The 23,402-nt window shown below is 40.9% G+C and carries 19 protein-coding genes; 11 read left to right on the top strand and 8 right to left on the bottom strand.

Translation table 11 applies throughout. From position 1 onward, the window contains the following. Positions 1 to 35 precede the first annotated feature (35 nt). Complete coding sequence (locus R2S10_RS12965; RefSeq protein WP_316840854.1) at positions 36 to 470, bottom strand: CBS domain-containing protein; 435 nt, start codon at positions 468 to 470, stop codon at positions 36 to 38. A 295-nt stretch (positions 471 to 765) separates the two neighbouring features. Here R2S10_RS12965 and R2S10_RS12960 point away from each other — a divergent pair, with 295 nt between their 5' ends. The 3 genes from R2S10_RS12960 (at position 766) to R2S10_RS12950 (ending at position 3,320) form a co-directional block, all read left to right on the top strand. After that, positions 766 to 2,052, top strand: coding sequence for a nodulation protein NfeD (locus R2S10_RS12960; protein ID WP_316840853.1), 1,287 nt, complete (start codon positions 766 to 768; stop codon positions 2,050 to 2,052). 29 nt (positions 2,053 to 2,081) lie between these two features. After that, positions 2,082 to 2,894: a slipin family protein gene (locus R2S10_RS12955; protein ID WP_316840852.1), complete on the top strand. Its 813-nt coding sequence runs from the start codon at positions 2,082 to 2,084 to the stop codon at positions 2,892 to 2,894. 153 nt (positions 2,895 to 3,047) lie between these two features. Then, a complete protein-coding gene (locus R2S10_RS12950; protein ID WP_062546460.1) occupies positions 3,048 to 3,320 on the top strand; it encodes a hypothetical protein in 273 nt (90 codons plus the stop codon). 115 nt (positions 3,321 to 3,435) lie between these two features. Here the strand turns inward: R2S10_RS12950 and R2S10_RS12945 are convergent, their stop codons facing one another. From R2S10_RS12945 to R2S10_RS12935, 3 genes are all read right to left on the bottom strand, one after another. Then, positions 3,436 to 4,134 (bottom strand): hypothetical protein, encoded by a 699-nt coding sequence (locus R2S10_RS12945; protein ID WP_316840851.1) that lies wholly within the window; start codon positions 4,132 to 4,134, stop codon positions 3,436 to 3,438. A 111-nt stretch (positions 4,135 to 4,245) separates the two neighbouring features. Continuing rightward, positions 4,246 to 4,680: an SRPBCC family protein gene (locus tag R2S10_RS12940; RefSeq protein ID WP_316840850.1), complete on the bottom strand. Its 435-nt coding sequence runs from the start codon at positions 4,678 to 4,680 to the stop codon at positions 4,246 to 4,248. A gap of 117 nt (positions 4,681 to 4,797) precedes the next feature. Continuing rightward, positions 4,798 to 5,394, bottom strand: coding sequence for a 2OG-Fe(II) oxygenase (locus R2S10_RS12935; RefSeq protein WP_316840849.1), 597 nt, complete (start codon positions 5,392 to 5,394; stop codon positions 4,798 to 4,800). Positions 5,395 to 5,566: 172 nt separating this feature from the next. Between R2S10_RS12935 and R2S10_RS12930 the strand changes: the two genes are divergently transcribed. Then, positions 5,567 to 6,574 (top strand): TlpA disulfide reductase family protein, encoded by a 1,008-nt coding sequence (locus R2S10_RS12930; protein ID WP_316840848.1) that lies wholly within the window; start codon positions 5,567 to 5,569, stop codon positions 6,572 to 6,574. Positions 6,575 to 6,681: 107 nt separating this feature from the next. On the opposite strand, the gene R2S10_RS12925 is transcribed toward R2S10_RS12930, so the two are convergent. Further along, the gene (locus R2S10_RS12925) at positions 6,682 to 7,416 is read right to left on the bottom strand and encodes an MIP/aquaporin family protein (protein WP_316840847.1); all 735 of its coding nucleotides are present in this window, start codon (positions 7,414 to 7,416) and stop codon (positions 6,682 to 6,684) included. 382 nt (positions 7,417 to 7,798) lie between these two features. Here R2S10_RS12925 and R2S10_RS12920 point away from each other — a divergent pair, with 382 nt between their 5' ends. Both R2S10_RS12920 and R2S10_RS12915 read left to right on the top strand, forming a co-directional pair. Further along, positions 7,799 to 8,413 (top strand): porin family protein, encoded by a 615-nt coding sequence (locus R2S10_RS12920; protein WP_316840846.1) that lies wholly within the window; start codon positions 7,799 to 7,801, stop codon positions 8,411 to 8,413. 177 nt (positions 8,414 to 8,590) lie between these two features. After that, positions 8,591 to 10,330, top strand: a complete 1,740-nt coding sequence (locus R2S10_RS12915; protein WP_316840845.1) for a glycoside hydrolase family 3 protein — start codon at positions 8,591 to 8,593, stop codon at positions 10,328 to 10,330. Between the two features lie 104 nt (positions 10,331 to 10,434). Here the strand turns inward: R2S10_RS12915 and R2S10_RS12910 are convergent, their stop codons facing one another. After that, positions 10,435 to 10,935: a thioredoxin family protein gene (locus tag R2S10_RS12910; RefSeq protein ID WP_316840844.1), complete on the bottom strand. Its 501-nt coding sequence runs from the start codon at positions 10,933 to 10,935 to the stop codon at positions 10,435 to 10,437. A 144-nt stretch (positions 10,936 to 11,079) separates the two neighbouring features. On the opposite strand from R2S10_RS12910, the gene R2S10_RS12905 reads away from it, so the two are divergent. From R2S10_RS12905 to R2S10_RS12885, 5 genes are all read left to right on the top strand, one after another. Then, the gene (locus R2S10_RS12905; protein ID WP_316840843.1) at positions 11,080 to 14,319 is read left to right on the top strand and encodes a UvrD-helicase domain-containing protein; all 3,240 of its coding nucleotides are present in this window, start codon (positions 11,080 to 11,082) and stop codon (positions 14,317 to 14,319) included. A 2-nt stretch (positions 14,320 to 14,321) separates the two neighbouring features. Then, positions 14,322 to 17,234 carry a PD-(D/E)XK nuclease family protein gene (locus R2S10_RS12900; RefSeq protein ID WP_316840842.1) on the top strand — a complete coding sequence of 971 codons (2,913 nt, stop codon included), beginning with the start codon at positions 14,322 to 14,324 and terminating at the stop codon, positions 17,232 to 17,234. Positions 17,235 to 17,254: 20 nt separating this feature from the next. After that, positions 17,255 to 17,614 carry a VOC family protein gene (locus tag R2S10_RS12895; protein WP_316840841.1) on the top strand — a complete coding sequence of 120 codons (360 nt, stop codon included), beginning with the start codon at positions 17,255 to 17,257 and terminating at the stop codon, positions 17,612 to 17,614. Between the two features lie 86 nt (positions 17,615 to 17,700). Next, positions 17,701 to 18,687 carry a pyruvate dehydrogenase complex E1 component subunit beta gene (locus tag R2S10_RS12890; RefSeq protein ID WP_316840840.1) on the top strand — a complete coding sequence of 329 codons (987 nt, stop codon included), beginning with the start codon at positions 17,701 to 17,703 and terminating at the stop codon, positions 18,685 to 18,687. A gap of 173 nt (positions 18,688 to 18,860) precedes the next feature. Next, positions 18,861 to 21,173: a Tex family protein gene (locus R2S10_RS12885; RefSeq protein WP_316840839.1), complete on the top strand. Its 2,313-nt coding sequence runs from the start codon at positions 18,861 to 18,863 to the stop codon at positions 21,171 to 21,173. Between the two features lie 66 nt (positions 21,174 to 21,239). On the opposite strand, the gene R2S10_RS12880 is transcribed toward R2S10_RS12885, so the two are convergent. Both R2S10_RS12880 and R2S10_RS12875 read right to left on the bottom strand, forming a co-directional pair. Beyond that, positions 21,240 to 22,640, bottom strand: a complete 1,401-nt coding sequence (locus R2S10_RS12880; protein WP_316840838.1) for an RtcB family protein — start codon at positions 22,638 to 22,640, stop codon at positions 21,240 to 21,242. A 5-nt stretch (positions 22,641 to 22,645) separates the two neighbouring features. After that, a complete protein-coding gene (locus R2S10_RS12875) occupies positions 22,646 to 23,401 on the bottom strand; it encodes a hypothetical protein (protein ID WP_316840837.1) in 756 nt (251 codons plus the stop codon). Position 23,402: the final 1 nt, after the last annotated feature.

Below are 23,402 nucleotides of genomic sequence, written 5' to 3'. Positions count from 1 at the left end.
GACTTACCTTATGAAATAACCAATAAAAAAAGATGCTATACGCTGCCTGTAATGTAGTGTTCCAGATTTCCGATAATAAATTTCTGCTCCTCAATGATGTATTTTACCACATCACCAATGGAGATGATTCCAGTCAGTTTACCATCATCTATGACGGGTAGGTGCCGGATAAATTTGTTGGTCATCAGCCACATACATTCTTCGATGGTATTATCCGAAGTTACCGTTTGCGGGTTTTCCGTCATGATTTCACTAATTGCGATCTTTTTTGAAGATTTACCCTTAAGAATGACTTTTCTGGCGTAATCTCTTTCCGTAAAAATCCCGATGAATTTATCATGATCCATCACTAGAAGCGACCCGATGTTCTTTTCAAACATTAATTCTAAGGCTTCAAAGACTGTTGTTTCCGGACTTACATAGATAGCGGAATGGGTTTTTCCTTGTAAGATGTTCCTAACTTTTCCCATAATTGAGCTCCTTTCTATTACAGATTTCTGCGCAATAATTCAATAGGGTTGGTTCTATTAAAGTTAAGGCTTATTTTAATAAAAAGAAAATATTACCGGGTTAATTTTAAATATATAAATCTAAGTGAATTTACTTGTTTCTCGTTGATTTTCAGTATATTTAGAGATAAGTGTTTCTTCTTTTGGATTGCCTTTTTAACCAATGTGTAGCAATCCCAATTTTGGTGTAAATAACCGTCCCCGTTGCTTTTCTTTCCATGTTAATGAACTTATAGCTGCATAAGCTGCAATAGTTATGAAAAGTAAGATTTTTTTCTTCCTGGTTTTTCTATGTTGCTTTCCCTCTTTTCTTTCCGCACAAAAAGTGGTGCTGATCAAAATTGAGGGGGCAATTAATCCGGTATCAGCTTCTTTTATTCATGAGGAAATTGAAAAGGCAGGGAAGCAGAAGGCGGCCTGTCTGGTGATTCAGCTCAATACGCCAGGAGGTTTAATACAGTCCACTCGTAGTATTGTAAGTGATATTCTGTTATCGCCGGTCCCAGTAGTAGTTTATGTTGCACCTTCAGGGGCACATGCCGGTTCAGCCGGAGTCTTTATTACCCTCGCTGCTCATATTGCCATCATGGCACCGGGAACTAATATTGGTGCCGCACATCCCATCAGCCTGGTTGGTCAGGCAGACTCAGTGATGAATATAAAAGCAACGAATGATGCTGCGGCATTTATTCGAAGTATTGCCGAAAAGCGAAACCGGAACTTGAAATGGTCAGAAGATGCAGTTAGAAACAGTTTGTCTATTACAGAAAATGAAGCACTTAAATTAAGGGTAATTGATGATATCGCAGTAAATGAACGCGCAGTCCTTAATCAGATAGATGGGAGAACCCTGGACTTAAATACAGGGCGCGTAACCTTGCATACCAGGGGAGCAACCATTCAATATGTGGAAATGACTGCCGCCGAAAAGTTTCTTGATTTCATCAGTTTGCCTGATGTTGCCTATATTCTACTGATGATAGGTATGATTGGAATCTGCCTGGAGCTGTTTAACCCAGGGGCAATAATTCCTGGCGTTGTGGGTGTAATTAGTTTGATTCTTGCATTTTATGCAATGAATACCTTACCCGTTAATTATGCCGGCTTATTGTTAATCGGATTTTCATTGCTGTTATTCCTGTTGGAAATTAAAATTGTTAGCCATGGCTTTCTGGCAATTGGTGGTGTGGCTTCTCTTTTCCTGGGTTCTATAATGTTGTTCAAATCAAGTTCATCATTAGATATGATCAAAATCTCCAGTGGAATCATCATCTCAGTAACGCTACTCTGTACATTTTTCTTTCTCATTGTGATTAGTTTGGGTCTAAAGGCACAAGGGCTAAAAACAGTCACAGGCATTCAGATATTACTGGGAAAAACCGGAGAAACGCTCAATGCATTAGATCCACAAGGGCAGGTACAGATAAACGGAGAGGTATGGATTGCAGAATCTCAGACCGGGAAAATCAGTCAGGCCGAAAAAGTAAGAGTCGTTAAAATCAAGGGACTTGTTTTGATTGTGGAGCCAATCGGGCAGGTCTGATCAATATTTATTTAATAGAAGGAGGTGTTATGTTTTTCAATGTATTTGTGTTTGTACTTGTTTTTTTTGCCATCCTTGTGCTGGCCAGTGCAATTCGTATACTTCGTGAATATGAACGGGGTGTTATTTTTCGTTTAGGGCGGGTACTTGATAAAGGTGCAAAGGGACCCGGACTGATTATTCTGATTCCTTTTATTGATAAGATGGTGAGGATTTCCTTGCGTATTGTCGTAATGGATGTACCTCCGCAGGATGTGATCACCAGGGATAACGTATCTATAAAGGTCAATGCGGTAATTTATTTCAGGGTAGTAGATCCTCAGCGGGCAGTGGTAGAGGTCGAGAATTTTTTAACTGCTACTTCTCAGTTTTCGCAAACCACCCTGCGTAGCGTGCTTGGGCAGTCTGAGCTGGACGACCTGCTTTCCCAGCGGGATAAAATCAATCTCCACCTGCAACAAATCATTGACCTGAAGACGGAACCATGGGGGATAAAAGTAACTGCCGTGGAGGTAAAACAAATAGACCTTCCTCAGGAAATGCAGCGTGCAATGGCGAAACAGGCAGAAGCAGAGCGTGAACGCCGTTCAAAAGTTATCTCTGCTGAGGGGGAATATCAGGCTTCACAAAGGCTATCTGATGCGGCAAAAATCCTGAGTGAGCAGCCGAGTGCCCTTACCTTACGTTACCTGCAAACACTTCGTGAAATTGCTACAGAAAACAATTCAACTACCATTTTTCCTGTTCCCATAGATCTGTTGAAGCCCTTTATGCAACCATCTGTTGAACTCCGGCCTAAGGAAGCCGATTCAGCAGAAGACGCTGAAAAAAAAGAACTTTAGAAGGAACAGCAATTTTTCCGTTTAATTTATTATCCAGGGATTTAGGGTCTTTTTTCTCAAATACATGGTTTTTAATTATGCCTTTAAACACCTTTAAAACCGCTTTCTAAAAATAAGCAATTTATTAACCGTACATTGCGCTTTTACCTGATTATGAGCGATATTACAAAAGAGTTGCACCAGGGTGCAGATGAGAAGAAGAGACTGGAGTTTGAGGAAAAGCTTAAACAAATTGCTCTAAAATATGATCGCTGGTTTAGCGGGCATACAAACAAAGATACCGGAGACAAGCCTGATAAAATTCAAAACTATTTCCGTTACTTCCAAAACCACGAAGGATTAACCCAACTTTATATTAAAGATGGTATGCCAATAGAAGTTGATTTGGACTGTAGAGAAGCCTTTAAAGCGACCTTTAAAGCCTAAAAATTCCCATAAATCGCTTTATTCATACCTTGCTGATTTGTCTGTTCTTCCTTTTTCATCCAATGAAACAGGAAGAAGAGATGGGTCTGTCTTGGTTTTAGTGTTTTCTTTTCCCTTATTCGAAAACGAAAAATGGCTTTATTAAAGGAAGGCTTATAAAATCGGAGGGAGGTAAAGCACTTTCTCCTTTCAATTTCCATATTTTGATGTTTTTGATTGCCCCGGTACCATTAAAGGCGAATCCAAGTTGTCCTTTAGGCTTTACAAAACCACTATTATCCTTGAAGGAGATCACTGCTTCCTGATTGATCCAGATAAAAAATTGATTCCCTGATCTTTGTATTTTCCAGTCCTGCCAATCATGTTGTGTGGTTCTTTTTACTTTGGGCATGATACCGACATGGCCGCTGGTATGGATAAATGTACCCCTGCTGTCTATGTTTGCAAACAAGGACCGGTCTTCAATAGCCACTTTGTTTTCCAGTTGATTGAGCAGAATTCCAAGGAATTTTGAGCCATTTAAGTTCAGTAAGACCTCAAACAGATATGTTTTTGGATCCGCGATTGCGGAGAACGTTAAAATATAATCTTCAGGTAGGGGTTTATCGGCGAGTAAAATTGCCCAGTTGATATCCTTAGCTGCATGAAGTTCAGCATCTTTAATTTCCCAATTGCCATTAACAGTCAGCCAGTTCTTTTTGAGCTGATTCTTTTTAAAGCTTTCTTCAAATACCAGTTTACTTTGGGCATTTGCAGTAAAAGTAGTGCTAAATGCTAAAAATGAGGATAAAATAAATACAGGGAACTTCATCATAAAACAAGAATGGGCAGCGTATTGCTTGCCTGGGGGGCAAATATAGGAATTGCAGACCTGGTATCTTCCGGAGAATAAAAACAGACCTGCAATTAAATCATCCAGACCCTTCTAAAAGCTTCGGGAGGACTCTACATATTTTTTGAAGTTATCCAGTATAGCCTGCCATCCAGCCTTTTGCATTTCTATTGGATTCGTATTTTCTGCATCAAAACTTTCGGTAATTTTCACACCATCAGTATTCTTCTCAAAGGTGATTTTCACTTTCCTTTGATCACCAAGCGTATAGTTAATCAATTCATTAGTGATTACCTCATCATAAGTTCCATCAAAGTCGAAACCGAAGCTACCATCCTTGGCTTCCATTCTCGAGCTGAATTTTCCGCCGGGGCGCAAATCATTTTCCGCTATAGGGGTGTGCCAGTCGTCGGAAGCCGCATTCCATTTTTTAATGTCTGATGGATTAGTCCAGGCTTTCCAAACGATATCGATTGGTGCATTTACAGTAGCTGCCACCGTAATCACGGTTTGATCTTGTGTTGTCATAATCGTTTCTTTAATTGGTTGATGAATTAAAGTTAACGCAATTATTGCAGGTTTTCGATGGGTAATGGTGACAATTTGAGGTGTAATTTGCGACAATATCAAAAGGTAATGCCTTAATTAACCAATCTTTAGCCATCCTGTAATGCTCATTCTGGGTTTATTCGTAACCAGCACCTCATGTTCCAGTTCGCTACTTTTAAAGAAAACACTCTTCCCATTCATGGGTGGAATGTTTTGTAGATTGTTGTCGGAATGGTGGACACATAGCTCACCTCCATCGGCTAGCTGCCAGTCTGCATTCAAATACATAATCATGGAATACTGCCTGCTTACATTTGTCCGAAACTGATCCAGGTGCTTTTTGTAAAAACTCCCTTTTTCGTATAAAGTATAATGAAACTCATAACCTGTAATTCCCGTATAGCAAGTGCTGTTCAGGTGGCTTACAAAGCGATCCATCAAGTCAAAAAACGCATTCTCATGGGGGTCATTATGGGCACGATCTAGCCAGTAAATCCGGTCACTTCGAAATAATTTGTCCTGAACAACAACGGTGTCGTTGCCTGTTCCTGCGGATAAAAGCAGGTTTCCCTGGTAAAGCCGTGTTAAGTTGTTTTTCAGATGACTGGATAAATTGTCATTTAAAAAGAGCTCTGCTATGCCAACCTTATCTTTTATAAAGCTGTCAATTAGCGTATTAAATATTTTTTCCAATGGAAAGGTGCGGCGCGATCAAGGCATAATTGCCCTTATCTGGTGAAGGTAGTTTTAATTAATGGTAACTATTTGGATGTCAATGTGATTTATGAAATTATAAAAGTCTATGGGAATAGTAGATTATTTGTCTATCTTTGAAATATTATAAGATTAAAACCAGCTCAATACCATGAACATATTTAAGTTTGCCATTTTAGGACTATTGCTGAGCAGCACTGCAATCCATGCACAGGATGAAAGTAAAGTAACGATTACCGGTACTGTTAAAGACGCTACTTCGGGGAAAGTATACCTTCAGAAGTTTGATAACAAAATGTTTAAAACACTGGATTCTGCCGAAGTAAAAGACGGTAAATTTAAATTCAATAAAAGCCTGAAATTGCCGGAATTATATGGATTGACAGTCGATAAGGAGGAAAGCCCATTGTATGTTTTCCTGGAGAAAGGCCAGATTAATGTAGCGCTTGATCCGGAAAAATACTATAGAAATTCTGTGGTGACTGGTTCTGTTTCAAATGATCTGTTTACCAGTTATAAGAAAGAAAAAGATGTTAACATCGGGGAGTTCATTCAAAAGAACCCAGGTTCTTTAGTGGCAGCCTATGTATTGTACAGAGATTTTTCTTACCGATTGAGTCCTGAAGAAATCAGCAAAAACCTACAACTACTAGACCCTGCTCTTCAGAGTACGCCTTATGTTGCGGTATTAAAAGACCTTGTAAATGTGTTAAATTCAGTGAGTGTTGGGAAGAACGCTCCTGATTTTTCAGGAAATACTCCAGATGGAAAAACAATTAAACTGTCCGATCATTTTGGAAAATACTTACTGCTTGATTTCTGGGCGTCCTGGTGTGGCCCCTGCAGAAGGGAAAATCCAAATCTGGTAAAAGCATATCAAAAATACCATGACAAAGGATTTGACATTTTTGCTGTGTCTTTAGATAAGTCAAAAGCAGCCTGGTTAAAAGGAATTAAAGATGATAACCTGACCTGGAATCATGTTTCAGATCTTGCCTTTTGGAATAGCGCAGCCGCGAAATTATATGGGGTAAGGGCAATTCCATCAAATGTATTGATCGATCCAAATGGTGTCATTATAGCAAGAAATTTGACCGGAGAAGATCTGGATAAAAAACTCGAAGAACTATTGGCTACTCCATTGGTAAAAACACGATAAAAGTTAACTGCGCTGTAGCGCAGCTTCCTATACGAAAATGCCCCTAAAGATGATTACAATTTTTAGGGGCATTTTTATAGATAAAATGAATAGTTGAGTTTCTCAGCTTATGCCTGGTGTAGGTATAAACTAAGCAATGCAGCTAGTGTGGTGCCAATTAGTGGTCCGACAATAGGGACCCAGGCATAACTCCAGCCGCTATCACCTTTCCCATGAATCGGTAAAATGGCATGCATAATCCTTGGGCCAAGATCTCTTGCCGGATTAATGGCATAACCAGTAGTTCCTCCCAAAGACAATCCAATTACCCAAACCAGAAAAGCAACCGGTATAGCACCCAGTGAGCCGAGTCCAATTGCTGTTTTCTCGCTGCCCAATGCGGCATCTGTAAAATGTAGAATCACAAAAATGAGTACAAATGTGCCTATGATTTCAGAGATGAGGTTAGACCATTTGTTTTTGATCGCCGGAGCCGTGCAGAAGGTCGCTTGTTTCGCCCCTTGATCTTCTGTTGGCTTGTAATGATCTCTATAGGTTAACCAAACCAGAAATGCACCTAAAAAGGCACCGATAAATTGAGCTGCGACATAAATGGGTACTTTTGCCCAGCTGAATTTTCCAGCGATCGCAAGGCCGATAGAAACCGCGGGGTTAAGGTGCGCGCCACTATAAGGTCCGGCAACAACAACGCCTACAAAAACAGCAAGTGCCCAGGCAGTTGTGATCACTATCCAACCACCATTATTCCCTTTTGTACCGGATAAGACGACATTCGCGACTACTCCATTTCCCAAAAGTATCATTAACATGGTACCGATTACTTCGGCCGAAAATTCCGACATTTCTATAGATTTAAGGTTTTTTAATGTAAAAGCGTAATTATACGTAAGTATAAACAAACGTTATCGAAACTAAAAGAAAGTGAATTAAAATATTTAACCCGCCTGGCCTTTTAATTTTTAGCCTTTTTTAAGGCCTTACCATCAAATAAGGGTTTCGCTATAAACAGCAGTTTTAAGAATGAGTTCTTGCCCTTTCTTATTGTATCAAATTTGATACAATAAGAAAGGGCAATTGGCCTCCTGGTACCCGCAGTTTATCATCCTCTATTATCAGTTAAGGCGCTTTAAATGAGTTGTTAAGCTCGTTTTTGTCAATTTTGGCTGAATCAGAAGGCTATTGTGGCACATTTCTTTCTAAGCCCATCTAATAAAATAACACATTATGAAAAAAATCATCATTTTGGCAATATGCCTATTCACCGCAGGTGCTGCAAATGCACAAAGCCCTATTAGATTTGGGGTCAAGGCGGGATTAAACGTCCCTAATATTATTAAAGGAGACGGCAATAACGATTATAAAACAAAGGTAAATCCTGGTTTTAATGCGGGTATTACCTTGGATATTATGTTGATCAAAGGCTTGGCTTTTACTCCTGAGCTATTGTATTCGACTAAAGGATATAAATTGGAAACAACCTTTGGGGAGTTTAAGCAGACCACTCATTTTGTAGATATTCCAATTTTGGCCACTATTAATGTAGGTGGTTCTGGATTGAACCTGGTTGTAGGACCTCAGGTTTCTTTCTTAACCTCTACTACAAACAAATATTCAACTGATTTTGGATCCTCTATAGAAGAAGAATATAGAGAAGATTCGGACAAGTTTAAAAAGAGCCTTGTAGGAGGTGTAATTGGTTTTAGATACGATATCAATGACAAATTTGATATTCATGGCCGTTATTCACTAGATTTCCAGAAAAACAATGAAGACGGAACGAAAAGAACTCCTGAATACAAAAACCAAGTGTTTTCAGTGGGTGTAGGTGTAAAATTCTAAACAAATCTACTATTATATTCAGGAAATATCCTGAAGCAGCTTAGGCATAAAAAGCCGGTATCATCACTATGATATCGGCTTTTTAGCTTTCTGGGATGCCGAATACCGAGATAGATACCGGGAAGTATTCTCCCTGTTTTTTTATTTATCTTTGAGATTTAACCGAATTCTTGCTCAATGAAATTTAAGTCCCCAATCTTTGCCTTCTTTTTCTCCTTAACAGCTCTTTCTGCTGTCCAAGCGCAACAACTGCAAACTGAAACTCCGGAACAATCGAAACGGAAAAGCTATATAGAAGCGTTATCCAACCCGAATCCATGGGTAGATTCTGTGTTTAAGAAATTAAACAGACGCCAGAAAATTGCACAGTTGTTTTTTGTGCGGGCGCATACCGACATGGGAAAAGTTTTCGAAGATTCGATTGGCAGAGTAGTTAAAAAGGAACGTATCGGTGGATTGGTGTTTTTTCAGGGAGGTCCTGGCCGACAAGCGATTTTAACCAATAAATATCAGGCATTGGCTCGTGTGCCTCTATTGATCACTTCTGATGGAGAATGGGGATTGGGAATGCGTCTTGACAGTACGATTTCTTATCCTTACCAAATGGCATTGGGCGCAGTTCAGGATAAGGAATTGATTTACAAAATGGGTCAGGAAGTGGCAAAAGACTATAAACGGATCGGGATGCACATGAATCTCGCACCAGATGTTGATGTAAATAATAACCCTAAAAACCCGGTGATCAATTACCGATCTTTTGGTGAAAATAAATACAATGTAACTGCTAAAGCTTCGGCATACATGAGGGGGATGCAGGATGGCGGACTATTGGTTAGCTTAAAGCATTTTCCGGGACACGGGGATACCGATGTCGATTCTCATTACGACCTTCCCAATCTGCCTTTTTCAAAAGAAAGATTAGACAGTTTGGAAATCTATCCTTTTAGAGCCTTGATTAAGGAAGGAGCGGCGGGGGTGATGATTGCGCACATGAACATCCCAGCCTTAGACAATACTCCGAATATGCCTTCTACCTTGTCAAAACCTATTGTTACCGGGATCTTAAAGGAAGAGTTAGGCTTTAAAGGCATTGTTATTTCGGATGCGATGGGCATGAAAGGCGTCGTTAAGTATTTTAAAGATGGGGAGGCCGATGTCATGGGTATTATTGCCGGAAATGACATCCTGGAGCTTTCTGAAAATAGCGCGAGGGCGATTAAACTCGTACGAAAGGCGGTAAAAGAGGGTCGTATTCCTATGGAGCGTATCAATGAGAGTGTAAAGAAAATCCTGACTGCCAAATATTGGGCAGGTTTAAATGTAAAAGATAGTGTTAATGAAAACAATGTTTATGCGGATGTAAACCGACCAGAAAGTAAAGTATTGTTGCAACAGCTTGCAGATGCATCTATGACCTTGTTAAGAGGGAAGCAATACTTGAAAACACTATCGGCGGAAAAGAGAACAATCATCATCAGCATTGGTAGCCCTCAAGTCAGCATTTTTCAAGAGGACTTAGGCAAATATTATAAAAACTCAGTGTTTTTTACGCTTGATAAGACTGCAAATGCGAATGCTATTGCAAAAGTACTTAGAGAGATAGGTAATTTTGATCAGGTAATTGTTGGCATTCATGATACCCGGAATCGTCCAGGAAATGGAATGGTACTCAGTGCGGATCTGAAAATGTTTATTAAAAGCATGGCAGATCAAAATGCCATTTTTGCGTTGTTTGCTAACCCTTATAACATTGCTGCCTTGCCAGGTCTTGAAAATAGCAAGGTATTGCTTGTTGCCTATCAAAAAGAAGATTTTATGCAACGTGCTGCAGCAGCTGTACTTAAAAATCAATTGATACCTTCAGGAAAACTACCTGTTACTGTTAATGCTACTTTTAAATATGGTGCAGGGGAGTAGTTAGATTGACGCTTTAAAAAAGAGAAATGCCCTCTTAATTTGAACGATTAAGAGGGCATTTTTTATAGAAAAATGATGCATTAAAAAGCGCATCATCATGTGGTTTATGATTTGTTGTTTTCAGGCTTCAAAGCGGCAACATTCCAGTTTTTTAGGAATTCTGTTACCTTTTTCACGCTGTGGCCTTTTCCTTCTTCCAGATAAGCCGAGTTTTGAGTGTGTAAAAGCTTGCCATTACCATCAAGAATCAGAAATACAGGAAATCCGAAACGCCCTGGATATTGCAATTTCGCCAATACCGCCTCGTTTTTATTTTCCTTGCTATAGTTGATCAATACGGTTTCATAATTGTCGTTCAGGAGCTTTTTAAGCTCAGGAGTATTGTCTACCAGATTATGAAAGGCAATACACCAGGAACACCAGTTTCCACCTACCTGAACAAATACGTGTTTACCCTCCTTTTTAGCTTTCGCAACGGCGGCATCAAGGTCGGCCTGAGCATTTGCTGTAGGATTATAAATTTTAATGGCTTCTTTTGTTTCCTGCGCAAAAGTGCTGGCAGAAATGGTTACAAATGCGAAAAGAAGTAAAGCTAGTTTTTTCATGAGGATATTATTTGGATAAATACTGCTACATCCAAAAGTAAAAAACTATTCACATCTTTTTGTAATCTGAGTATAAAATTACTCTACTAATTTGGTAGTCTACTATTTTGTGGAAACTTCGCAAGAATCCTTTAGCTTTACCTAATGCCTCAACAGCCGCTAAAAATACTACAAGCTTCCGCAGGATCTGGTAAAACATTCAGTCTTACAGCTCATTATTTGACCCTTTTATTGTCTGGAGAAACCAAGTATCGGGAAATTCTTGCCGTTACCTTCACCAATAAGGCAACAGAAGAGATGAAAACCAGGATCATGGAGGTACTGAAAGGCTTTGCCCTGGGCGAGGAAGAGGTGGAAAGCTATCGGGTATTGGTCTTAAAAGCGCATCCCGATCTTGATAAAACCCTTCTTCAGCAAAGATCAGAGAAGATCTACAAGAGAATCCTGCACGACTATAGTCGCTTTTCCGTGAGTACAATTGACGGATTCGTTCAAAAAGTGATCAGGGGTTTCGCTTTTGAGCTGGGCCTTGATTCTGGCTATGCGCTGGAGATGAATTTTGAAAAGGTAAAGAATGAGCTGGCGGATAAGCTGGATGAGCAAATGGACCACAATCCAAACCTGCTTCAGTGGATCATTGACCTCGCTTTAGACCGCATCAGTAACAATGTAAGCTGGAACTATAGAAACGAGCTGACCGATCTTGCCGGGGAGATTTTCAAAGAGCGTTATCAGCCTTTCGACAATGCCATTCAGGAATTAATCGAGCATAACGACCTAAATGAGATGTTTGGGGAATACAGCAAATCTACCAGGCAACAAATTCAGTTGTTTGAAAGTGACCTCAAAGAACTGGCATTGCGTGCTACCAACCTGTTTGAAGCCGCAAATATTCCTACCGATCAGCTCAAAGGAAAATCCAGGTCGCCTTTACTGGCAATTGCCAAGATCTCTGATGGAGATTTCTCGAAGATTGAAACGATTTCGAGAGTAATTAACGAGCCGGAAGAATGGTTTAAACCAGGTGCCGATGACAGCTTATTCTACACCCTAAACCCTGTTCTGGATAAATTATACCAACATTATATCAATGGTTTGCCGGAATATATCCTGGCCCAAGCCTTCAATAAAAATTTATACTACCTGCGTTTAATGCAGGAAATGGCTGTTTTATTAAAAACTTACCGACAGGAAAGTGGCAACCTACTCATCAGTGATGCGCAAAACCTGTTGAAAGGAATCACCGGAGATGATGATGACAACCCCGCATTTATCTGGGAAAAAACAGGAAGCAGGTACCGACATTTCCTGTTTGATGAGTTTCAGGATACCTCAGCGAATCAATGGGGGAATTTTAAACCATTGTTGAAGAATGCGATGGCAGAAGCCAATGGCAAACTGATCGATCATTTGATTGTTGGGGATGTAAAACAATCCATTTACCGTTGGCGAAATGGCGATTGGAATATCCTTCATCAACAAGCCAAAAAAGACATTGGCGAAACTTATGTGGTAGCCGCAAATCTGGAAGAGAACTACAGAAGTACCGAAAACATCATCTCCTTTAACAATACACTTTTTAAAGCATTGCCGATCCTGATGCAGCGTCGCCTAAATGAAACCATTGGAGAACAAGCGGCCAACCAAAAATTGGCAGACTGGTGGGAAGAAAAAGGCTTCAGTCACATTATGACTGATGTTTATGCCGAGGTAGAGCAGAAGATTACCCCGAAAACGGCAGAGGGTGGTGCCATTGACTTCTCCGTTTTAAAAACAGATGCTGATGGTGCGAGTCTAGGCAGAACAGGCTTCAAACCTGAGGCTTTAAGGCGTATGGTAGAAACCCTAAAACGCCTTACTTTGGAAGAAAAGCGCTATAAAGCAGGTGATGCCTGCGTATTGGTGCGCTCCAATTCGGAAGCCATTGCGGTGGTAGATGCTTTGATGGAGAACAATATCAATGTGATCTCCGGGGAAGCCTTATTGATAGAAAATAATACCTCAATAAAAATCCTGATCAACACCTTAAAAGTGATGGCAGGAATTCCGGGGAATACCGGTTTATACAAAGCCAATATCATTAGCCTGTACGCGCAATTGAGGGGGCTAGAGGTAATGCCAGACCAGCTGTTCAATTTGAAAATTAAAGGACTGGAACACCTGACAGACATTCTTCCACTGGAACTTTGTGAGCATTGGAAGAGCTGGATGCAGCAGCCATTGCCAGAGTTGCTGGAAAAACTCATCCATGCTTATGGGCTGAGTCAGGCCAAACATGCGGCACATTTACCTTACCTATTTGCTTTGAGAGATCTGGCGGGGAACTTCGCCAGACAAGGAGAAAAAGGCATCACTGCCTTCCTGACTTATTGGGATGAAGAGGGGAAAAGAAAAACATTGCCTTCTTCAGAAAGTACAGATGCGGTACAGGTCATTACCATTCATAAATCTAAAGGATTGGCCTTTAAAGTTGTGATGGTACCTTTTTGTAATTGGGAGATCAACGGAAAGCCCAATGGGATTTTCTGGGTGCCTACTGCAAATACAGCTTACCACCAATTACAAAGTATTCCATTGAAATACAATAAAGAACTAGGTCAATCGGCGGTGGCGATCCCTTATTATGAGGAATTGCTTTACAACAATATGGATGCTCTGAATATGTTGTATGTGGCCACCACGAGGACTAAAGAGTACCTGTACATTACTTGTTTGGGTAAAAAGACGGATACCGTAAGTACTATTGGTGATGTGCTGGCGATGACCTTACAAGATCAGCTGGATGAAGAGGGTCGATTCTTTGTGGATGTACCGGTGGTTAAAAAGAGTAAACCTGGCACTATAGAGGAAAACGGGCCAACCCTGATCAATTTGCAGGAGTACCCGACTTCAGAAAGACTTTCAGAAGTTTTTAATAATAAGCTCAAAAGAAAAGAGTTGGAAATGCTAACCGGCACCAATGCGGGGAGGGAAGGAACTATTTTACATGAAATATTGGCCAGGTCTTCCAATGTGGAGGAGATGGAAATTGAATTGAGTAAGATGCTCAATGAAGGGTTTTTCAAGGCAGAAGAAATGCCTTCTCTTCGCAGACAGGCGGGTAATGTACTGGCCCATCAGGAGCTACAGGCCTTGTTGAAAACCAGCAAGGAAACCATTAACGAAAAGAGCATTATTGATATCCGTGGAAAAATGTACCGCCCGGATAAAGTGCTGATCTCTGGAAATGAGGTTATTGTAATTGACTATAAATTTACGCTTAAAGAGAGCGATTCACATATTAAACAAGTGTACGGATACCGCGACTTGTTATTGGCAATGGGTTACCAAAAGGTAAAAACCTATTTGTTTTATGCACATAGTGCCACCTTAAAATCAGTGTAAAGATGAAGGCGTTTTTAAAAGAAGTTGCAGAAGATTTAGTAAAAAGATTGGGTTCGGATCTGCACCATGCCGCAGTAGTTTTTAACAACAAAAGGCCGGTACCTTACCTACAAAACCATTTGGCAGATACCTTGAGGAAGCCTTTTTGGGCTCCTTCGTTTTTCACCATTCAGGAGTTTTTTGCGCTGTCCACACATTTACAGGTGGCGGATGGTTTTACCCAGTTTTTTACCCTGTTAAAAGAATACAATAAGCTCATTATTGAAGAAGGCGGGAAGCCGCTCAATCCGGATGTTTTTTATCCGATTGCGCGAATCATTCTCAGCGACTTTTCACAGATTGATAACGATCTGGTGAATGCTGATCAGTTGTTTCAGGAGCTGGAAGATATTGCGGTGATTGAAAAAGATTTCCAGCACTTAACAGAAGAGCAACAGCAGTTTTTGGAGCAGTTCTGGTCGTCGTTTTCGGCTGGTAAGCAACAATACCATCAGGAACAGTTTATCCGGATGTGGAGAAGGATGCCTAAGCTGTATCGTGGATTTCATGCGGCATTAAGAGAAAAGGGGTATACCACGATGGCTTATATCTATCGCCAATTGGCGGAAGGAAAAGCGGATCTGCCCGAATTTATCGATGATTTTAAAGAAGGGAAAATTGTTTTTGCCGGATTTAATGCACTGAGTAATGCGGAAGCGGTGATTTTCAAGAAATGGAATAAAGATGAGAAAGCCTTGTTCTATTTTGATGTCGACAAATATTACATGGACGATGAAACTCAGGAAGCGGGTTTGTTCCTCAGGAAAAATATCCAGAAACTTGGACTGCCAAATGCCTTAGGAGCTGCGAGAGACTTGATTAGAAATCAGCAGAAAGAGATTAATGTTTACAAAACTCAAGGGCAAACGGCACAAGCGAAGATTCTCCACCAGGAATTGTTAAAGGATTACCCATTATTAGATGTAACAGATAATGCCGGTAAAATTGCACTGATTCTTGCCGATGAAAGCTTGCTATTGCCGGTTTTACAGACCATTCCCACCAAATACCAACATGCAGGTGGCATCTCCAACATCGAACTGAACGTTACCATGGGGTATCCTTTATTGGCAACTTCCATCTTTGGTCTGGCTGATTTATGGTTGAGTGTTCAGGCCCAACTGAATGAAGGGAAAAAAGACACTGTGTACTACCGAGCTGTGGAAGCCTACCTTTCACATCCTTTAACAGGTGTTTTACCTACATTAAGAGACAGCATACAGCAGGACATTCTAAAAGATCAGCTGATTGACGTGCCTGTTGAAGCCTTGCAAAAAGATGCCTTATCAACTTTGTTTTTCACTAAAGTAGCCAAAGGCCTAACTGCTATTGATCATTTGCAGCAGCTATTTAAATTGATACTGGAAAGACAACTGGAAGAGCAGACTTTAAAGCAAACGGAGGCTGATTTATTTGGTGCTACCTTGAAAGAACTGAACAGATTACACGATACTTTAGAGGATTATGCGGCGCATTTACCCCTTTCTTTTGTGCTTTCTCTGATGCAAAAAGCTGTGCAGGGAATCGCTGTTCCATTGAGTGGAGAGCCTTTACAAGGGGTACAGGTGATGGGATTACTGGAAAGTAGGAGTCTGGATTTCGAGCATGTATATGTGCTTGGCGTTACGGAGGGCATTCTCCCGCAGATCAATGTTTCTCCAAGTTTCATCCCTGACAGTATCCGCAGGGCCTATGGACTACCGGTTATTGAGAACCAGGATGCCATTTCCGCTTATATGTTTTACCGTTTATTGCAGCGTTCCAATAAAGTGAGTTTGGTCTATAATGGGCAGGCAGACGACAGCAATACCGGAGAACCCAGTCGCTTTTTAAAGCAGCTCGAATTTGAAAGTGGTTATACCTTTAAATATTTCGACCAGTCGCAATCCCTGGCTATTGAACCGAAAGTAGAATTTGAGATCAAAAAAGAAGGGGAGGTATTGAGGCGATTATATACTTACCTGGACAATCAGGAACAGAATCCGATTAAATTATCTGCCACCAGATTAACGACTTACCTCAACTGTCCGGTGCAGTTTTTCTATAAATATATTGCCAAAGTGGAAGAGCCGGAAGAGCTGGCTGAAAACCTCGAGGCCAACAGCATTGGTTCTACTTTACACCTTGTTTTAGAAAATTTTTATCAAAAATTAAAAGATGAAAGTCCATATATCACAAAAGAACGCATCACTGAAAATAGAAAACAGCTTACAGAAATGTGTAAGCTTGCTTTTGCGAAGGTCATGTTTGATAAGGAAGAAAAACTATTGGAGTACAATGGGATGCAGCAGGTGATGCTGGCTATTGTTGCCGAATATGCCAATGTAATTCTGGATCATGATGAGCAGCAGGCGCCCTTCTCGCTGGTAGAATTGGAAAACGCAGAAGATTACGTGGTTACCTTCCCGATTAGAGTACAAGGAGCAGAAAGAAAGCTGACTTTATTCGGCATTATTGACCGGGTAGATCAACGCAATGGCGTCACCAGGATTGTCGATTACAAAACCGGAAGAGATGAAGTTGGTTTTTCTTCTATTGATGAACTATTTGATAGCGAGAGTAATAAGCAGAATAAAGCCCTTGTTCAAACCTTGTTTTACACCTATGTTTATGAGCAGGCGAAAGGGATTTCCGGGGTAGAACCGAACCTTTATATCGTGCGTAAAATGCGCGAAGAAGGTACCTTGTTCTACCTGAAAGAAAACAGAAAGAGAGTGCTTTTGCAGGCAGAGCATCTGGAAGAACTAAAAGTGAATTTTACGGACTTATTACGCCAAAAGCTGGAAGAATTATTCGATCCAGAGCTTCCTTTTAAGCATACTACCCTGCCCGAAAACTGTACTTATTGTCCTTATCTTACCCTTTGTGGAAAATAATTAAACAAAAAACAGCGCTTATGTTACGATCAGCAGTCCCAATTTTGGCTTCCACCAATCAGGCGGAAACCATTGCTTTTTACACCCAAAAACTCGGCTTTACACTCGATTCAGAATGGGATGGTTACCTGATTTTCAGCAGGGAACAAGTCAGTATTCACCTCTGGTTTACCGAGGATCCAGCCATTCCAAAGCATACAGGCTGTTATATTAATGTAAATAATGTGGAGCAATTGTATCAACAATTTGAGCAGGAAGGGATCATACATCCTAACGGAAAGCTTGCTGAAATGCCCTGGGGAATGCGTCAGTTCTCCATTTTAGACAACAATGGGAACATAATTCATTTCGGTGAACCCTCTGAAAAATCCGGCAATTAATCCCGAAATCAAAGTGTAATTAAAACACTACTTTATAATTAATTTACAATGGTTATATTTGCCATCAGTTAATATTTGAATATACAATGAGAGAAATTCAATTTAGAGAAGCGTTACGTGAAGCCCTAAGTGAAGAAATGCGTAAAAACGAGAACATTTTTTTGATGGGTGAAGAAGTAGCGCAATACAATGGTGCTTATAAGGTAAGTCAGGGTATGTTAGACGAGTTTGGCGACAAACGCGTGATTGATACTCCTATTGCCGAATTGGGCTTTACCGGTATTGGTATTGGCGCAGCAATGAATGGATTAATTCCGGTCATAGAATTTATGACTTTCAATTTCTCATTGGTTGCTATTGATCAGATTATTAACGGTGCAGCCAAAATGCTTTCAATGAGTGGGGGTCAATTCTCTATTCCGATCGTATTCCGTGGTCCAACCGGAAATGCAGGTCAGCTAGGAGCACAACACTCTCAAAACTTTGAGAACTGGTTTGCAAACTGTCCGGGTTTAAAAGTAGTAGTTCCATCTACTCCTTACGAAGCTAAAGGCTTATTAAAAGCAGCTATCCTTGATCCAGATCCAGTAATTTTCATGGAATCTGAGGTGATGTATGGTGATAAAGGTGAAGTTCCTGAAGAAGAATATTACCTGCCTATCGGTAAAGCAAACGTGGTTAAAGAAGGAACTGATGTAACGATTGTTACTTTCGGTAAAATGTTAACCCGTGTGGTAAACCCTGCAGTCGAAGAATTGACTAAAGAAGGAATCAGTGTGGAAGTAATCGATTTACGTACTGTACGTCCTATCGACTATGCAACCATCATCGAGTCTGTTAAGAAAACCAACCGTTTAGTGGTAGTTGAAGAGGCATGGCCATTGGCTTCTATCTCTTCTGAGATTGCTTTTAATGTTCAAAAGAATGCTTTTGACTATTTAGATGCACCGATCTTACGTATCACTTGCGCAGACGTTCCACTTCCATATGCACCAACACTAATCGCGGAAAGTTTACCTAACGCTGAAAAAGTGATTAAAGCAGTAAAAGAAGTGATGTACGTAGCAAAATAAGTTACAAATTACATCGTTAATATAGGATCCCGCTGGTATTTACCAGCGGGATTTTTTTTAGCCTTACCTAACCGAAGGGCAACAATTCATTAACACATTATTTATTTGAGGATACCGATTGTTAGCCTTAATTTTGGCCGCAATTGTACGTTAGCATACCAAAAGATCATTAAATGAGTCATCATTCCAAAATAATCGCTACCGAGCTTGGGGTAGCTGAAAAACAGGTTGTTGCAACCATCGAATTGTTAGATGCAGGCGCAACTGTGCCATTTATCTCCCGTTATCGTAAGGAAATGACCGGAAGTCTGGACGAAGTGCAGGTGGCGGCGATCCGCGATAGATTTCAGCAGCTTCGCGAGCTGGATAAACGTAGGGAAGCGATTCTGAAGGCATTGGCAGCATTGGATAAACTGAGTCCGGAGCTGGAGCGTCAGATCAATGAGGCGACCAATATTGCAGCGATCGAAGACATCTATCTACCGTACAAACCTAAGCGTAAAACGAGAGCTTCTGAAGCTAGAAAGAAAGGCCTGGAGCCATTAGCGTTAACGCTGTTGGAACAAGGCAAGGGTGAGCCAGATTTGGAGGCTAAGGCCTTCCTAAATGAGGAGTTGGGTGTAAATTCGACGGAAGAAGCGCTGGCAGGAGCAAGAGATATCATTGCGGAGATCGTTAATGAGCATGTCGAAGTCAGAACTGCAATGCGTCAGTATTTCCAGCAAAAATCTTCTTTCAAATCTTCGGTAATGAAAGGTAAAGAAGAAGAGGGGATCAAGTATAAAGATTATTTCGAATGGGAAGAACCACTTAAAGCAGCGCCTTCACACCGTGTGTTGGCCATGAGAAGAGGTGAAAATGAATCTATTTTGAAACTGGAGACGATGCCGGAAGAAGAAGGCGCGATCTCTATTATCGAAGGACAATTCATCAAAGGGAACTCTGCGGCGGCGAAACAAGTGAAAATAGCTATTCAGGACTCCTATAAGCGTCTTTTGGGGCCAGCAATGGAAACAGAAATCCGCTCTTTCTCAAAAGAGAAAGCAGATGCAGAAGCCATTCGCGTATTTGCTGAGAATGCCAGACAGCTGTTATTGGCAGCGCCAATGGGACAGAAGAATGTATTGGCGATCGATCCTGGATTCCGTACCGGATGTAAGGTGGTTTGTTTAGACCGACAAGGAAAATTATTAGAAAATACCGCGATATACCCACATACCGGACAAGGGAATGTGAAAAACGCTGCAGATAAAATTATTGAGCTTTGTAAAAAGCATCAGGTAGAAGCCATTGCCATTGGTAATGGTACCGCCGGAAGGGAAACAGAAGTGTTTGTCCGCGGTCTACAAATCCCTGAAGTCACCATTGTAATGGTAAATGAAAACGGAGCCTCTATTTATTCCGCTTCGGAAGTGGCACGTGAGGAGTTTCCGACGCAAGACATTACCGTTCGTGGCGCCGTTTCTATCGGAAGAAGATTGATGGATCCACTGGCAGAATTGGTGAAAATCGACCCTAAATCTATTGGCGTTGGTCAATATCAACACGATGTGGACCAGAGCAAATTGCAGCAATCCCTGGATGATACCGTGATGAGCTGTGTGAATGCGGTAGGCGTTGAATTAAATACGGCCTCTAAACAAGTATTGGCCTATGTTTCGGGTTTAGGCCCGCAATTGGCGCAAAACATCGTGACCTATAGAAATGAAAATGGTGCGTTTAAAAATAGAGAAAGCTTGAAAAAGGTGCCTCGTTTAGGCGATAAAGCATTCGAGCAGGCTGCGGGTTTCTTAAGAATCAGAGATGCAGTGCAGTTATTGGATGCGAGTGGTGTTCACCCGGAGCGTTATGCTTTGGTGAATAAAATGGCCAGAGATTTAAACTGTACCGTTGCGCAACTGATTAAAGATGCGGAATTGAGAAAACAAATCAAGCTGCAACAATATGTAACAGACGAAATTGGTTTGCCTACTTTAAATGACATCATGAACGAATTGGCAAAACCTGGTAGAGATCCAAGAGAGCAATTCGAGGCCTTTAGCTTTACAGATGGCGTAAATGAAATTGCAGATTTAAGGATAGGGATGAAACTTCCGGGAATCGTAACCAATATCACCAATTTCGGTGCATTTGTGGATATAGGTGTTCACCAGGATGGATTGGTACACACCAGTCAGCTGGCAGATCGTTATGTAGCGAATCCTAATGATGTGGTCAAAGTTCATCAAAAAGTTGAGGTGACGGTTGTAGAGGTTGATGCGGCAAGAAAGCGTATTTCTTTGTCGATGAAATCAGCTGAAGCAAAACCTAAATTGAAAACAGCAGGAAAACCCGAAGAACGGAACAAGACTTTCAATAAACCGACTGCGAATAAACCTGTTGGTAGCCGACCTAAACCTGCTCAAAAATCGGAGCAGAAAGGGAAAGCACAACCGGAAGGTGATTTACAAGTGAAGCTGGAAGCTTTGAAAAATATGTTTAAATAATCTATCAAAATGAAAAAAGGTTCGGCAATTTTGCCGAACCTTTTTTCATTCCTATTTGTCCTATGTTTAATCTTTATTCATGCGTACAATTTTTGGCATGAACTTCCCATGCACAGTTACCAGATCCTTTTGCGCCTGCATCACCTTTTCGATGTCTTTATAGGCCATTGGGTTTTCTTCAACACTACCTCCAATTAAACTGACACCTGCATTACTCAATACCTTTTTCAAAGCAGAAGCAGTGGTGTTTGCCTTTGCTTTTTGTCGGCTCATCGCTCTTCCAGCGCCATGAGAGGCAGAATGTAAGGCATTTTCTACTCCTTTGCCCATCACTAAATAAGCAGCGGTGGTCATGCTTCCGGGAATGATGCCCAGCTCTCCCTGATGTGCCGGTGTGGCTCCTTTTCGGTGTACAACTACCTCCCTGCCATCTGCTAATTGCTCTTTCCATGCAAAATTATGGTGGTTTTCTACCTTTGCCAATGCTTGTAATCCCAAAGATTTCAGCAAATTCTGGTGAATCACATCATGACAGGCTTTCGCATAATCTCCGGCAAAGTTCATACTGATCCAGTACTCCTGTCCAGCCTCCGTATTGAGGTCTAGCCAGGCCAAACGCTCCACTTCTCTTGGCAATTTGCAGGTGTTCATGGCAATTTTCGTATAATGTTGCGCCACATTGGCTCCTAAACCCCGACTTCCGGAATGAGAAAGTAAAGCAATGTACTTTTTAGGACTTAAGCCTAGCGTATTGCCTTCGTACAGCTCTATTTCTCCAAATTCCACAAAGTGATTTCCGCCCCCGGAGCTACCCAATTGTCGCCAGGCCTTGCCTTGTAACCGTTTAAGCAGTTCTGTTTCCTGAAAAATTGGGCTATCCAATACTTCATGCGAAGCAGGGTTTGCCGGAACGCCTTCCATTCCAAAATGCGTCTGTTCTTTTAAGGCCATTTTCATTTGATGACTATAACGTTTAAAATAACTACCGCTTTCATCAATAATAGAAAGGGCCATTCTGCAGCCAATATCTACGCCAACTGCATAGGGGATTACCGCATTTTCTGTGGCAAGAACCCCACCAATCGGCAAACCGTAACCGGTATGTGCATCAGGCATTAAGGCACCTTGCGCCACGATAGGCAATGACATGGCCAGTTCCATCTGTTTCTTTGCCCCATGATCAATCTCTTTGCTGCCGTAGATTTTTAGCTGTCCGCTTTCCTGCAGGAGGTCAAAAGTCTTAAAGGAACATTCCTTTACTTTATCCATAAATGTCTCGGCAATTTTGCCGACTTGTTCGTCTGCTACATAGGCTTCCGGGTTGTTTTTGATATTAATTAATAATTCTATGATCTGGTTTTTCGTATGGTGCTTAAAAAATCTGCTCATGATGTTGATCACCAGACTTCTCGCTTTATCATTCGTATAACCTATTTTACTTAGTTCTTTTGTTCTTAAAATGCTCATTGCTTTTAATATTGTTCTTGTTTTTTTAACTCGCATTCTTCCAAAAAGGAAGCTAATGCCTCTTTATATAATAGATTTCGATAGCTGCGGTTACAGTTTTCTCGCCAAGGCTGATAGCGGTAAGCGCCACCAGTTAACTTGTTGATTCTTGGCTGTAAATGCTGGTGATCGATGCGATTGTTCAGCAGTTGAATCTCCTGTTCCAGCGCTTGATCCAGCATTTTTACTTCTGTAATGAAATGAGGTTTTACCTGCAAAACATAGCGCCATGGCTCATTGAAGCGATATCTTAGCAGTTTTTCCTTGCCATTTTTACTGGTTTGTTCATATAAATGGAAATGTGCTTTATCTTCCTCAGTCAGCTTAAGACTGCGGTGCTGCCATTGCCATTCAGTGAAATCCTGTAGAAACTGTCTTCTTTCCAGTGGTATTTTTCTTCTTTTGCGTTTCTTTTTCAATTTGAAAGACTTTTCCGGATGGTATTGTACCGTATTGATCTTTTCCAAAAGTTGAACATAAAAAGCCGCAGAAGGAGACCTTACGATATCATCCCTCAACACAAAATGACGTTTCCATCCTTTCTGGTAGGGATTTTCTAAAGGAACCATTGGCAAAGCAAGTTTTTGCTGCCATTGTAACTCTCTTTTTCTAATGATTTGAATCAGTTGCTTATCGAAATCTTTTTTTTGTAATCGTTTTTTCCTTCTTGCTGATTTTAACTTGTACGGCAAGTTGGAGAACGATAGTTCTTGATTGTCCATC

The organism is Pedobacter gandavensis, assembly GCF_032678745.1.
Lineage (GTDB): Bacteria > Bacteroidota > Bacteroidia > Sphingobacteriales > Sphingobacteriaceae > Pedobacter > Pedobacter gandavensis_C.
This window is presented reverse-complemented; position numbering and strand designations above follow the sequence as displayed.